Below are 14,383 nucleotides of genomic sequence, written 5' to 3'. Positions count from 1 at the left end.
AATGAGAGTAAAACATCATATTTTTTGGGGCTTGGTACTATTAGCACTAGCAGGTGGCGTACTGTTTCACAATGCCTTACCTCAATTGGGGTTGCCGCTATGGAAATTGATTATCGTGATGTTGTTTGCTATTGATGGCATAGATGATTTGTGGCAAAAAAAATTAATAGGAAGTTACATTGATTTTTCTCTTGTCTTTATCGTCTTAAATAGTGAATATCAATGGCTAGATGCTGGTTTTTGGACCATGTGCTTTGCTTGGTTACTTTCTTATTTAGGAATTCGACTATTATTTAAACCTTTTCGCAAGCAAGTTTTTTATAATAGTGAGGGAAAGCGCCAAAGACTAGTGGGAAAAAGTTTGGGCTCTTCTGTCCGTTATATTAAGGATGAGTATTTTGACAATGGCAGTGCGGACGTGGCTTTTGGTGATGCAACAATTTATTTTAACGATGCAAAAATAGTGGGAGAAAGGGCTACTTTTACAGTTGATGCAGCTTTTTCAGCGATTACCCTCTATGTCCCGCAAACATGGGCAGTAGATGTCAAGGGTGACTCAGTCTTTAGTACAGTGGACTATCAACCTCAAAATGTTGTGACAGATAAAACACTAGTTGTTAAAGCAGACATGGCATTTAGTAGTCTCAAGATTAATTTTATTTAGCGCCATTATGATGGCTTGGTCCTTTCCAAGCCTTTTTCTTTGTGGTAAAATAATCAGAACTACAGAGAAATGAGGAGAGCGGATGAAAGGACAGGACTTACGGTTGGGAGTGCGTGCTGCCATCCCTACCATGTTGGGCTACCTATCCATAGGGATAGCCTTTGGTATCGTAGCGAGCGAAACGGGATTAAGTCCCTTGGAGACCTTATTAACCAGTGTTTTCATTTATTCGGGATCTGGGCAGTTTGTGCTTTGTGCGCTTTTGTTGGCAAAGGCAGAGCTGTCTAGCATTGCCCTAACGGTGTTTCTCACTAATCTTCGTCACTTTTTGATGAATTTACACACGGCAACCTTGTTTCCTAAAGCAAGCTTATGGCAACAGCTACTGATTGGTTCCTTTATGACAGATGAAAGTTACGGTGTCCTGCTTGGGGCAGAGCTGAAAAATGGGTTAACCACAGTCAGTCCGACCTGGATGTACGGCAATAATTTTGCCAGTTATTTTGTTTGGTGCCTGTCAACCGTTTTAGGAGCTGTTCTTGGGAATCTCCTCCCTAATCCAGCAGCATTAGGCATTGATTTTGCTCTGATAGCCATGTTTGTAGCGATTTTTACAGGTCAGCTGACTAGTCTAGCTAAGCGATTACCGCTTAAGAAAATCGGTGTGCTTCTGGCTGTGGTGACAGTGACTTATTTGGCGTCGTCAATGGTGATAACAGGTTCTCTAGCGGTGCTGTTAGCAACGGTGACGGCTTGTACAGTGGGGGTGATGATTGATGACTAATACCTATCTTTTATTAGCGATTGGCTTAGCAACTCTGGTGACTTGGGTTCCGAGGGTTCTCCCCTATGCTTTAGTGCGTGTGGTGACTTTACCAGAAAAGCTGATTAAATTTTTTAATTACCTACCAGTTTCAATCATTTTTGCTCTGCTATTGTCCAGTGTCTTCACGGTGGAAGTAGGGAGTTTACCACAGGTCAAATGGGCAGAGCTGATAGCTGTCCTACCGACTTTTGCCATTATGTTACGCACTAAAAATGTTATGGTCACCGTAGTGGTCGGCTGTATCTGCATGGCAGTGCTGCGACTAGTGTTTTAGGAAAAAGGAGAAACGATGTTACATTTTGAAAATGACTACAACGAAGGTGCGCACCCTGAGTTATTAAAAGCCTTGATTGAAACGAATGACGAAAATTTGGCAGGTTATGGCATGGATAGCTACACCCAGCGTGCAGCTGACAAGATTCGTGAAACCTGCGGCTGTCCTCAGGCACAGATCCAGTTTGTGACAGGTGGGACGCAGACCAATCAATTGGTGATCAATAGCTTGCTCAAGTCTTACGAAGGGGTCATTGCGGCTGAGACAGGGCATGTTGCCACCCATGAAGCAGGTGCTATTGAGTTTTCTGGGCACAAAGTATTGACCCTGCCACACGATGCTGGTAAGTTGAAAGCAGATGATGTGGCACAGTACCTGGCGGATTTTTACGCTGATGGCAATCACGAACACATGGTCTTTCCAGGCATGGTTTATATTTCTCATCCGACTGAGTATGGCACCCTCTATAACCATGAGGAGCTGGCTGCCTTGGTGAAGGTTTGCCGTTCTTATGATATTCCCTTATTTATGGACGGTGCACGCCTAGGTTATGCTTTGGGAAGTTCTTCGTCTGATTTGTCTTTGGAAACAATAGCAGAGCTCTGCGATGTTTTTTACATCGGTGGAACAAAACTTGGGGCCCTAGCTGGTGAAGCCATCGTTTTCACGAAAAATAATATGCCCAAACACTTCACAGCTATTGTGAAACAACACGGTGCTCTGGTGGCTAAAGGTCGTATTTTCGGTGTCCAATTTGACCGTTTCTTTACAGATAATCTCTATGAGAAAATTGGGCGAGAGGCAGTTGGCTATGCCGAACAACTCAAAACCATACTCAAAGAAAAAGGTTATCGTTTCTATCTTGAAAGCCCGACCAATCAGCAGTTCTTAATCGTCGCAAATGACAAGCTAACAGAACTAGGTCAGTCAGTGGTTTACAGTTTCTGGGAAAAATATGATGAAAACCATACGGTCATTCGTCTAGCGACCAGCTGGTCGACGACCCAAGCTGACATAGATGCTATTGCCCAAGTTTTATAAGAAAAGGAATGACATGTTAAAAAAGATTAGTTTATTAGGTTTGTCCTTCATGCTTGTGACCCCATTTGCCGTATCATCAGCTCTGCCAGCTATGTTGAAACATTATCAAGCACAGGGCTATACTGCTTCACAAGTGGAACAGCTTTTTTCCCTATCGTCAATGATGATTCTGGTTGTCTTACTGCTGAATCCAATTTTACGTCGGATTCCTGAGCGCGTGGCGATTATACTAGGGTTGTTGTTGATTAGTTTTGGTGGTACCCTACCTGTTTTTAATCAAGCCTATGTGGTCTTGTTTGTCTCACGCTTGGTGTTGGGGGCTGGGGTTGGTCTCATCAATGCGCATGCCATTAACATCATTAGCCACCATTACCAAGGTGATGAAAAAACCAAGGTATTGGGGTTACGTGGGTCATCAGAGGTTTTGGGTTCTGCTAGTATGACTCTTCTAGCAGGTCAACTTCTGGCTTTTGGTTGGTCGAAAGCCTATCTCATTTATGTCTTTGGATTAATCATGCTGGCGCTATATCTGATGTTTGTTCCGAAAACACCAGAAGTTGCTGAAACGCATCAACAAGAGACAAAAGAAAAGCTGACTGGTAAGCAATTAGCTTATCTTGTTAGTTTAGCTGCCTATGCAGGTTTTATTATCTTAGTTAATACCGCTAATATGCTACGCATTCCCCTAGTTGTTGAACAATTAGACATGGGAACAGCTACCCAGTCTAGTTTTATCCTCACCTTAATGATGCTGATGGGTATTCTTTCAGGTTTAGTCTTTAGTCAGATTCTCCATGTTGTTAATAAATGGTTTTCACCGCTAGTTCCCCTTATCTTTGGTCTGGGAATGTTCCTGCTTTGGCAAGCCCAATCCCTATGGTTATTAGGAGTAGGTGCAGTTCTGACTGGCTTTGTTTATAGCCTAGGTGTTACCTTTGTCTTTCATAAGGTCTCCGAAAACTTCCCTATCAACCAGCTCAGCACAGCCACAACAATTGTCTTACTCGGCTGTAATCTTGGAGGTGGTGGCGCAGCCTTTGCCCTTCAAGCGGCATCAATCATTAATTCAGAAGTAAATTTTGCCTTCTTCTTATTTGGTGTTTTAACTATTCTTCTAGGAGTAGGATTGCTCGTTCCAGCGCTTGTTAAAAAATAACATAATAGTAGATAGACGCAATATTAACATTTTGAGGACCGAACGGGTTCTCTTTTTTGTATTTTGTCAGTATAATGTTTGATGTTGGAAGCTTTTGTAGTTATAACCTTTATTAGATAATCCGAATGTTATATCGTAAGTTAACTAATCATATGGCTAAAAAATGTGCATTTTTCGAACGAATTGTTTTCAATAAGTGTTTGTCATATGGTATAATTGGAATGAAATAATTTAAGGCTGTGGGAGGCTATTTATGAAAAAAGAAAAAAATTCAATGAATTGGTATCGACTGAGACAGCGCTTTTCTTTGCGTAAATACCATTTTGGTGTAGCATCTGTGGTGTTGGGAGCTAGCATTATCTTAGGAACTAGTGTAACAGTTCAAGCGAATACTCAAACCGCACCGGTTGCAGAGGCGCGTGCAGAGGCAGGAAATGTCGTAACGGTTGATAATTCAAGTGATTTTGTACGAGAATGGAATCAGGCAGGCGATAAGACAATTGATTTGAATGCTACGGGGTATAAAAATGCTGTAACAGAAGGAATGGTTCAAAATTCTACCTTGAATAATACTGCTATAACAACAGTACAGGGGAATAATCAAGATCTTACCTTAAGAGGGGTAAGTATTGATAACCAAAAAGATTTAACGATAAAAAACACAAAAATTAATATAGTAGCAGACACAGGATTAGCGAATCCTTCTATTACCTCATCAGGAAATCTTACTTTAGACGGTGTAACGACCTCGGGAACAGTAAAACCTGACCTAAAAGTCACTAGCGGAACAGCAACAGTTACAAACGGAACAAGTGAAACAAAATTTAATCATGTGACAGTTTCTGACGGTGCAACCTTAACTTTGGAAGGTAAGCAAATTGATGCTAAATTAGTCAAAGCTACTGATAATGCGAAAGTTATTTCGGATTCTACAGGAGTAGATGAGTATCAAGGTGGAGATTTGACACTAAAAAATCTTGTAGGTGAAGTGAAAACTACAGAGGTTAAAAAGTTATCCTTGGCTGGCAATAGTAATGTCACTTTACAGGCTGGTTCTACGATTACTGATAAATTAGAAGTACCTGCAGGAACTATCTTGAACATAGGAGATAATCAATTAACAGTTAAGGAATTGTTAGGAACCGGTAAGATTATCATGAGCCCAGCAGGAACTTTAAACATTGGAACGTTGAAAGAGGCTATCAATGTAGAAATTAAGAACAACACTGCTAATTGGGCACCTAATGATAAGAAAGCATATGTAGTTGTGACAACTCCAGAGGCAACACCTGTGGTAACAGGAAGTCCCACACCAGCAGGTGAAATAATTGTACAAGATGGCAATTCTTGGAAGCTTGAAGAAGAAAAAGGTATAGATATAACCGAATTAGAAAATCTTGTGAATGAGGCGTATGATTCAATAGCAATTTCAGAAAAATTAAAAACTGCATCACCTGAATTAGTTGATAGATACAATGAAGTATTTGAAAAAGCAGATGAAGTGTTAAATACTGCGACTTCTCAATCTGAAATCAATGCCGCATTAGAAGCATTAAAACAAACAATCATAGAGCTTGGTGTTTATAAGGAAGAACCTATTGTAACGATAAAAGAAATTCCTTTTAATATCATCTATAAGGCAGATGCAACATCGGCGAATCCTGCTGGAACTAAGTCTGTAGAGACAGTTGGTCAACTAGGTGAGGAAGAAATTACAACTGTTGATGGTAAGGAAATCAGCCGCCGTACGATTACTCCGAAAGTTAATGAAGTTGTTTTGGTTAGTGTTAAGCCAACAGAGGTTCGTTCGACTATTAATTTTAATCGTATCTATGAAAAAGATGATAATCTCGAAGCAGGACGTCTAGTAACGGTTACCTCAGGTATCAAAGGCGTAAAACGCACTATTACTAAATACAGTGTCGATGAAAAAACGGGAGATTTGATTGCTCTAGCGCCTGAGGAAGTGATTACTCCTGCTAGAACAGAACGTATCAAAGTTGGCACAAAACCAACGGAAGAACGTAAAGAAGTAGCGTATGAGACTATCGAAATCACAGATCCAGAACTTCCAAAAGGTGAACGTCGAGTTGATGTTACAGGTCAAGTGGGTGTAGAACTTACTGTGACAACCTATGACATTAATCCACAGACAGGTGAATTAATTGAAAATCCAGCGACAACAAAACTTGAAAAGGCACCTCTCCCTGAAAAAGTACGTATTGGTTCAAAAGAAGTTGTAGCAGAACCAACAGTAGAGGTATCGAAGGGCTCCGGTTTGACTCAAGACGCGAAACCATATCTAGAAGTTCCAGTCATAACAAGTAAGGGCCGAGGTCTAGTTCAAGACGAGAAACCCGAATTAGAAGTTCCTGAAATTACAAGTAAAGGTCCTGGTCTGACGCAAGATGCGAAGCCAGAGTTAGAAGTTCCAGGAATTACAAGTAAAGGTCCTGGTCTGACGCAAGATGCGAAACCAGAACTAGAAGTTCCAGGAATTACAAGTAAAGGTCCTGGACTGACGCAAGATGCGAAACCAGAATTGGAAGTTCCAGCAATTACAAGCAAAGGTTCAGGTCTGACACAAGACGTCAAACCAGAGTTAGAAGTTCCAGCAATTACAAGCAAAGGTTCAAGTCTGACGCAAGATGCAAAACCAGAACTAGAAGTTCCAGCAATTACAAGCAAAGGTTCAGGTCTGACGCAAGATGTGAAACCAGAATTGGAAATTCCGGCAATTACAAGTAAAGGATCAAAGCTAACGCAAGCACCTAAAGCAGAGGCTCCCCTCTCAGAAAGCACAGAGACTTCTAAAGTTACGACAATGGCATTAGCTACTCAATCTAAAGCTATTTCGACTTCTCAGAAGGTGGCGCAAAAGCAAACAAAAGCAGTGCTACCAAAAACAGGGGAAGAGGAACAAAACTATTTCATGTTATTGGGTGGATTGTTTACGACTCTTGCAATGGCAGGGATTTGGATTTCTGATAAACGTCAAAACATGAATGATTAAGCCAGTTGAGATTCTTACGTTTACTTGAAGTTTAGATGAAAAGTTATGTGAGAGAATGTCAGTTTGAAAATCGTCAAAAAAGTCATCAATTGATGGCTTTTTTTGTATGCAAAAAGCTCTATAATCACCAGAGTGGATCTACCCACTACAGAAATTATAGAGCCCAACTTTAACAATTAGGGATGTCTCTTATTCGACCTCAGTTCGTAGTGTCAGTCCATCTGGCAAGTTGAAAATCTCTGTTTTGAGAAACTTAGGATAGAAATAAAGGTCTTTTAAGGTGTGAAAATCTAGCCATTCAAAGGTATGGGTGCGACTTCCTTCGGTTGATTGAAAGGTTTGTCCGAGTTCTGTTAGGTGACTCGTTGCGACATCTACTAGAAAATAAAGACAGACTTCGTGAAACCTAACCTGCTCCACATCTTCTGTAAAGAAACCTTGGTTAAGCCACAAAGGGCGAACAATCTCAGCTGTTATTCCTAATTCTTCGTAGACTTCTCTTATAAGGGCACCTTCAGCACGTTCACCCATCTGAATTCGCCCACCTGGTAAAAAGTAGTAAGGTGATTTGTCATCTTTCATAGCTAAGAGTTTGTTATCGTTGATAATAACCGCGCAGGCACGGAAATTAAATTTTCCTTCTGAAGTCATAAAGCTAATGTCCATAGGTTTCTCCTCAAGATTTATTTGTGTTCATTATAACATTTTTGAGAGGTTTATAATTAGTGAAGTAAATGATGACATCAGAAGAAAAGAGTAGTTGCTTTTCGGATAGCACTAATTACATTGGTTATTCACGAATTATAGATGGCTTTTTATCTCGGTTAGTTTGTTTCTAGGTTTTTAGCATATTTTTTGGTAAAATAGAAGTATCAAACCCTATAAGGAGTTCATTTGCAAGGAAGAATTATCAAGTCCTTGGCAGGTTTTTACTATGTCGAGGCAGACGGACAAGTTTATCAGACCCGAGCGCGGGGAAATTTTCGTAAAAAAGGGCAGACCCCTTACGTAGGAGATTTTGTCGAATTTTCAGCAGAGGAGCAGTCAGAAGGCTACATCCTAGCTATCGATGAGCGTAAAAACAGCTTGGTGCGCCCTCCGATTGTCAACATTGATCAGGCAGTGGTCATCATGAGTGCCAAGGAGCCAGATTTTAACAGCAACCTTTTGGATCGATTTCTAGTGCTTCTAGAGCATAAAAACATTCGTCCTATCGTTTATATTTCCAAGTTGGATTTGTTACATAGCAGAGCAGAGATGGATACCATTCGAGCTCACTATGAAGCGATTGGTTATGAATTTTGTTACTCTCAGGAAGAATTGTTGCCGCATTTAGCCAATAAGGTGACGGTCTTTATGGGACAAACAGGTGTCGGCAAGTCCACCCTGCTTAATAAAATCGCTCCAGAATTAGCTCTTGAAACGGGTGAGATTTCTGATAGCCTGGGACGCGGTCGTCACACCACACGCGCTGTCAGCCTGTACAATGTTTATGGTGGTAAAATTGCTGATACCCCAGGTTTTTCATCACTAGACTACGAAGTCTCAACAGCTGAAGAATTGAACGCAGCCTTTCCAGAATTAAAAGATATCAGCCAAGGCTGCAAATTTCGCACCTGCACGCATACCCATGAGCCATCTTGCGCTGTGAAAGAAGCGCTTGAATCAGGTCAGCTTTGGCAAGTGCGCTATGATAACTATCTTCAATTTCTAAGTGAAATTGAAAACCGCCGTGAAGTTTATAAAAAAGTCATCAAAAGAAAGTAGGATTGTCATGTCAACTTATAAAATTGCCCCATCTATTCTTGCTGCAGACTATGCTAATTTTGCCAGTGAATTGCGCCGTATCGAAGAAACCAGTGCCGAATACGTTCACATCGACATCATGGACGGTCAATTTGTGCCAAATATCAGCTTCGGAGCAGATGTGGTCGCTAGTATGCGCAAGCACAGCAAATTGGTTTTTGATGTGCATTTGATGGTGGTTAACCCTGAACGTTATGTTGACGCCTATGCTCAGGCAGGTGCAGATATCATGACTATTCATACCGAATCTACTATCCATATTCATGGTGCCCTTCAAAAGATTAAAGCAGCAGGAATGAAGGCGGGTGTGGTTATCAACCCTGGGACGCCAGTTGAAGCCTTGGTGCCAGTTATTGACTTAGTTGACCAAGTTCTTATCATGACGGTCAACCCAGGCTTTGGCGGACAAGCCTTTATCCCAGAGTGCTTGGATAAAGTTGCTGCTGTTGCTAAACTTCGTGACGAAAAAGGCTTAAGCTTTGACATTGAAGTGGATGGCGGTGTGGATAATCAGACCATCAAAGCCTGTGCAGACGCTGGTGCTAATGTCTTTGTGGCGGGTTCTTACCTCTTTAGAGCTAGCGACCTACCAGCCCAAGTGCAAACCTTGAGGGACGCCTTAGATGCCTAGAATTGCCCTATTTGCAGGAGGAGACTTGTCCAACCTCCCTTCTCTGTCTCACTTTGACCTTTACGTTGGCGTTGACAGGGGGTGTCTCTTTCTTTTGGAACAAAGGCTGCCGCTAGATTGGGCAGTTGGGGATTTTGACTCAGTAACGATTTCTGAGCGTGAGAAGATTTCAGCTGTCGCAGGGCAAATGTATCAGTCTCCTTCTGAAAAAGATGACACAGATACAGAATTAGCCTTAAAACGCCTTTTTGCAACCTATCCAGAAGCAGAAGTGACCGTGTTTGGAGCTTTTGGAGGACGAATTGACCACCTACTGTCTAACCTCTTTTTACCAAGTGACCCTGAGTTGAGTCCTTTTATGACGCAAATCAATCTAGTAGACGCACAAAATCATGTCACCTACCAACCAGCTGGTCAGCACCGCATTTTTCTTCAAGAAGGAAAAACCTATGTGTCGTTTCTAGTCGAGGGTGAGGGGGACTTGCAGATTTTAGGTGCCAAATATGATTTAACCCCAGCCAATTTTTTTACCAAAAAAATTTATTCTAGCAATGAGTTTCTCTCAGGTCCGATTGAAATTAGCCTGAGTGACGGTTATGTGGTCGTGATGCAGACCAAAGATAGGAGGGCGAGATGACCGTAATGATACTGATAATAGCTCTCCTTAGTCTGGGAATCACAGCCCTGCTCTGGTTCAAAATTATTGATTTACAGGAACAATTGTCCAGAAAATTGGATGATAATGCTGATAATCTCTCTGACCAGATTGGCTATCAGTTAGAAACCTCTCGTAAGGAGCAGGAATTGGCGCTTGCCAAGCAAATCAATCTCTTACAAGAGCAACTCTACCAGCAATTTTCGACCAACCGTGACCGCTCAGATCAGATGCTTGAGAAAATCAATCAAAATCTGAGCCGGTCAGTGAAAGACATGCAGACTTCCAATGAAAAACGCCTTGATCAGATGCGTCAGACAGTGGAAGAAAAGTTAGAGCAAACCCTTCAAACTCGTCTACAAGCCTCTTTCGAGACCGTTTCAAAACAATTGGAGTCAGTTAACCAAGGCTTGGGAGAAATGAAATCCGTTGCTCAAGATGTCGGTAGCTTGAGTAAGGTCTTATCAAATACCAAAACGCGTGGTATTCTAGGTGAAATCCAACTAGGACAAATTATTGAAGACATTATGACGACCAGCCAGTATGAGCGAGAATTTGCCACTGTCTCAGGATCGACAGAGCGTGTTGAGTATGCGATTAAGCTACCGGGAACCAATCAAGGGGACTATGTCTACCTTCCGATTGATTCCAAGTTTCCTCTGGAAGATTACTACCGTTTGGAAGAGGCCTATGAAACAGGAGACAAGGAAGAAATTGAGCGCTACCGCAAATCCTTGTTGGCAAGTATCAAACGTTTTGCCAAAGATATCCAAAGCAAATACCTTAATCCACCAGAAACAACTAATTTTGGGATTATGTTTTTACCAACAGAGGGGCTTTATTCCGAAGTGGTTCGCCACGCAGCCTTCTTTGATTCCCTGCGCCGTGAAGAGCATATCGTGATTGCAGGTCCATCAACCATTTCAGCTCTGCTTAACTCCTTATCAGTTGGCTTTAAAACCCTTAATATCCAAAAAAATGCTGACGATATCAGCAAGATTTTGGGAAATGTCAAAGGAGAATTCGGCAAATTTGGTGGCATGTTACAAAAGGCTCAAAAACAATTGAGCACAGCAAGTAAGACGGTTGATAGTTTGTTGACCACACGCACCAATGCCATTATCAAGGCACTGAATACAGTAGAAACTTACCAAGATAGTGCCACTCAAAGTCTGTTAAACCTCCCTATTTCAGAAGAAGATGAGTAAGACAGACATCGGTAACGAGACCTTCATCCAAGGCGTAGGAGAAATCACCCGACTCACATAGAAAGATAGATTTATGATGAAAATTAACCAAATGAAACAGGACCAGCTATTTGAAGGGTTCTACTTAATCAAATCTGCCGAGGTCCGCAAGACCCGTGCAGGGAAAGATTACATCGCCTTTACTTTCCAAGATGACAGTGGCGAAATTTCAGGAAACCTCTGGGATGCCCAACCTTACAACGTGGAAGAGTTTACAGCAGGAAAGGTTGTCTTTATGAAAGGACGACGGGAAGTTTATAATGGAACACCCCAGGTGAATCAAATTAGCCTACGCAATCCTAGAGAGGGAGAGCCTTCAGACCCATCTGAGTTCAAGGAAAAACCACCGGTGAAAGCAAGTGATGTCAAGGATTATTTAGAACAGGTCATGTTCCGCATTGAAAATGCCACCTGGCAGAGGATTGTTAGAAATCTCTACCGCAAATACGATAAAGAGTTCTACCTCTACCCAGCAGCCAAAACCAACCACCATGCTTTTGAGACAGGGCTTGCGTATCATACAGCGACCATGGTTCGTCTAGCGGATGCCATTGGTGATGTCTATCCAGATCTTAATAAGAGCCTGCTCTTTGCTGGCATTATGCTTCACGATTTGGCAAAAGTCATTGAGCTGTCAGGTCCTGATAATACGGAATACACCGTGAGAGGTAACTTAATCGGTCATATCGCCTTGATTAATGAAGAAATTACAAAGGCAATAGCAGAGCTAAACATTGATGATAGCAAAGAAGAAGTTACCGTGCTTCGCCACGTAATTTTAAGCCACCACGGACAATTGGAATACGGAAGCCCTGTGCGTCCACGTATCATGGAAGCTGAAATCCTTCATATGATTGATAATATCGATGCTGAAATGATGATGATGACCACTGCCCTAAGCCGTGTGTCAGAAGGTGAAATGACCAGCAAAATTTTTGCAATGGACAATCGTTCTTTCTACAAGCTAAAATATTGAGTGAATGAGACAGATAATCTCTAAAATAGATAAAAAGCGAGCATTACAACATTAAAATGTTCGCTTTTTATACGGTTTATGGTATAATATTTTTATTATATTATTAAATGAGAGAAGAGTAACCATTATGAAATTACGTAGAAGTGAGCGTATGGTAGTGATTTCTAACTACCTTATCAATAACCCTTATATTCTAACCAGTTTAAATACCTTTGCAGAAAAATACGAAGCTGCAAAATCATCTATTTCTGAGGATATTTCGATTATCAAAAAAGCTTTTGAAGAGGCAGGAATTGGACACATTGATACGGTGACAGGAGCTAGTGGTGGAGTTATCTTCACACCCGGTATCGCAGAAGCAGAAGCGCGTGCTATTGTTGAGGAGCTTTGCAGCAGCCTCTCTGAAAGTGACCGTATTCTTCCAGGTGGCTATATCTATCTAACAGACCTTCTAAGCACACCTTCTATCTTGCAAAATGTCGGTCGTATCATTGCAAATGCCTTTTGTGGAGAGAAGATTGATGCCGTTATGACTGTTGCGACCAAAGGGGTTCCTTTGGCAAATGCTGTTGCAAACGTCTTGAATGTTCCTTTTGTCATTGTTCGTCGTGACCTTAAAATCACAGAAGGGTCTACAGTCTCTGTCAACTATGTGTCAGGATCAAGTGACCGTATTGAAAAAATGTTCCTATCTAAGCGCAGCTTGAAACCAAACAGCCGCGTCCTCATCGTCGATGACTTCCTCAAAGGCGGAGGAACTATTACAGGGATGACAAGTCTCTTGAATGAATTTGACTCAACCCTTGTTGGTGTTGCAGTCTTTGCAGACAACACGCAAGAAACTCGCGAAAGCTTTGCATATAAATCACTTCTCAGTGTTTCAGAAATTGATGTTAAAAATAACAAGGTCACTGTGGAAGTCGGAAATATTTTTGATGCATAATGTTAAAAATAGGCTCAAAGTACTTGCTTTGAGTCTCATTTTTTGGTAAGATATTAGACGGTATTGTTTACCCCATTTGAAAGGCCCCGGAACCTTCCAAATACCTTTGGTGGGACGGAACACCCACCGCACTTGTAAACAAATAATCGAACTATATATAGGAGAAATCATGAACAAAACAACTTTTATGGCTAAACCAGGCCAAGTTGAACGTAAATGGTACGTAGTAGACGCTACTGATGTGCCACTTGGACGTCTTTCTGCAGTAGTTGCTAGCGTACTTCGCGGAAAAAACAAACCAACTTTCACACCACACACTGATACAGGTGACTTCGTAATCGTTATTAACGCTGAAAAAGTTAAATTAACTGGTAAAAAAGCAACTGATAAAGTTTACTACACTCACTCACTTCACCCAGGTGGTTTGAAATCAATCACAGCTGGTGAATTGCGTTCTAAAAACGCTGTTCGCTTGATTGAAAAATCAGTTAAAGGCATGCTTCCACACAACACTCTTGGACGTGCACAAGGTATGAAATTGAAAGTCTTCGTTGGCGGTGAGCACACTCACGCAGCACAACAACCAGAAGTACTTGATATCTCAGGACTTATCTAAGAGGAAAGGAGCATCTAAATAATGGCACAAGCACAATATGCAGGTACTGGCCGTCGTAAAAACGCTGTTGCACGCGTTCGTTTGGTTCCAGGTACTGGTAAAATCACTGTAAACAAAAAAGATGTAGAAGAGTACATCCCACACGCAGACTTACGTCTTGTTATCAACCAACCATTCGCAGTTACTTCAACTGAAGGTTCATACGACGTTTTCGTTAACGTTGTAGGTGGTGGTTACGCAGGTCAATCAGGAGCTATCCGTCACGGTATCGCTCGCGCATTGCTTCAAGTAGACCCAGACTTCCGCGACTCATTGAAACGCGCTGGTCTTCTTACACGTGACGCACGTATGGTTGAACGTAAAAAACCAGGTCTTAAGAAAGCTCGTAAAGCTTCACAATTCTCAAAACGTTAATATCAGCGATATATCAACGTTTCAAGGCACTCAAGAGTTTACCTCATGGGTGCTTTTTTTGTGCACTTTTTTGAAAAATTTACCTCATTTTTACCTTATTTTTTTTAAATGGCTTTTAGAG

General features: G+C 41.5%; 15 protein-coding genes. 14 read left to right on the top strand and 1 reads right to left on the bottom strand.

Going from position 1 to position 14,383, the window contains the following annotated elements:
• Position 1: 1 nt before the first annotated feature.
• From AB6M99_RS09415 to AB6M99_RS09390, 6 genes are all read left to right on the top strand, one after another.
• Entirely contained in the window at positions 2-664 is a 663-nt protein-coding gene (locus AB6M99_RS09415; protein ID WP_121836028.1) for a hypothetical protein, read from the top strand.
• 82 nt (positions 665-746) lie between these two features.
• Positions 747-1,448, top strand: coding sequence for an AzlC family ABC transporter permease (locus AB6M99_RS09410; protein WP_121836027.1), 702 nt, complete (start codon positions 747-749; stop codon positions 1,446-1,448).
• Positions 1,441-1,764, top strand: coding sequence for an AzlD domain-containing protein (locus AB6M99_RS09405; protein ID WP_121836026.1), 324 nt, complete (start codon positions 1,441-1,443; stop codon positions 1,762-1,764). Before AB6M99_RS09410 ends, AB6M99_RS09405 begins: the two co-directional genes overlap by 8 nt.
• 15 nt (positions 1,765-1,779) lie before the next feature.
• Positions 1,780-2,805: a low specificity L-threonine aldolase gene (locus tag AB6M99_RS09400; protein ID WP_121836025.1), complete on the top strand. Its 1,026-nt coding sequence runs from the start codon at positions 1,780-1,782 to the stop codon at positions 2,803-2,805.
• Positions 2,806-2,818: 13 nt separating this feature from the next.
• Positions 2,819-3,961: an MFS transporter gene (locus AB6M99_RS09395; RefSeq protein WP_121836024.1), complete on the top strand. Its 1,143-nt coding sequence runs from the start codon at positions 2,819-2,821 to the stop codon at positions 3,959-3,961.
• Between the two features lie 253 nt (positions 3,962-4,214).
• Positions 4,215-6,974 (top strand): G5 domain-containing protein, encoded by a 2,760-nt coding sequence (locus AB6M99_RS09390; RefSeq protein WP_369350636.1) that lies wholly within the window; start codon positions 4,215-4,217, stop codon positions 6,972-6,974.
• A gap of 189 nt (positions 6,975-7,163) precedes the next feature.
• On the opposite strand, the gene AB6M99_RS09385 is transcribed toward AB6M99_RS09390, so the two are convergent.
• Entirely contained in the window at positions 7,164-7,640 is a 477-nt protein-coding gene (locus AB6M99_RS09385) for an NUDIX hydrolase (protein WP_369350634.1), read from the bottom strand.
• Positions 7,641-7,868: 228 nt separating this feature from the next.
• Here AB6M99_RS09385 and rsgA point away from each other — a divergent pair, with 228 nt between their 5' ends.
• The 8 genes from rsgA to rpsI all read left to right on the top strand — a co-directional run bounded on the left by rsgA (position 7,869) and on the right by rpsI (position 14,262).
• The gene (gene rsgA, locus AB6M99_RS09380; protein WP_121836021.1) at positions 7,869-8,741 is read left to right on the top strand and encodes a ribosome small subunit-dependent GTPase A; all 873 of its coding nucleotides are present in this window, start codon (positions 7,869-7,871) and stop codon (positions 8,739-8,741) included.
• Positions 8,742-8,748: 7 nt separating this feature from the next.
• On the top strand, positions 8,749-9,411 hold the full coding sequence (gene rpe / locus AB6M99_RS09375) for a ribulose-phosphate 3-epimerase (protein WP_121836020.1): 663 nt from the start codon (positions 8,749-8,751) through the stop codon (positions 9,409-9,411).
• Positions 9,404-10,048, top strand: coding sequence for a thiamine diphosphokinase (locus AB6M99_RS09370; RefSeq protein WP_121836019.1), 645 nt, complete (start codon positions 9,404-9,406; stop codon positions 10,046-10,048). Before rpe ends, AB6M99_RS09370 begins: the two co-directional genes overlap by 8 nt.
• Entirely contained in the window at positions 10,045-11,274 is a 1,230-nt protein-coding gene (locus tag AB6M99_RS09365; RefSeq protein WP_121836018.1) for a DNA recombination protein RmuC, read from the top strand. The genes AB6M99_RS09370 and AB6M99_RS09365 overlap by 4 nt, the downstream gene beginning before the upstream one ends.
• A gap of 76 nt (positions 11,275-11,350) precedes the next feature.
• Entirely contained in the window at positions 11,351-12,289 is a 939-nt protein-coding gene (locus tag AB6M99_RS09360; RefSeq protein ID WP_121836040.1) for a 3'-5' exoribonuclease YhaM family protein, read from the top strand.
• Between the two features lie 127 nt (positions 12,290-12,416).
• Entirely contained in the window at positions 12,417-13,232 is an 816-nt protein-coding gene (purR, locus tag AB6M99_RS09355) for a pur operon repressor (protein ID WP_121836017.1), read from the top strand.
• Positions 13,233-13,401: 169 nt separating this feature from the next.
• Positions 13,402-13,848, top strand: a complete 447-nt coding sequence (gene rplM / locus AB6M99_RS09350) for a 50S ribosomal protein L13 (protein ID WP_024381069.1) — start codon at positions 13,402-13,404, stop codon at positions 13,846-13,848.
• Positions 13,849-13,869: 21 nt separating this feature from the next.
• A complete protein-coding gene (gene rpsI, locus AB6M99_RS09345; protein WP_012516324.1) occupies positions 13,870-14,262 on the top strand; it encodes a 30S ribosomal protein S9 in 393 nt (130 codons plus the stop codon).
• The last annotated feature ends 121 nt before the right edge of the window (positions 14,263-14,383 follow it).

Origin of the sequence: Streptococcus hillyeri (assembly GCF_041081565.1) — a bacterium.
Lineage (GTDB): Bacteria > Bacillota > Bacilli > Lactobacillales > Streptococcaceae > Streptococcus > Streptococcus hillyeri.
This window is presented reverse-complemented; position numbering and strand designations above follow the sequence as displayed.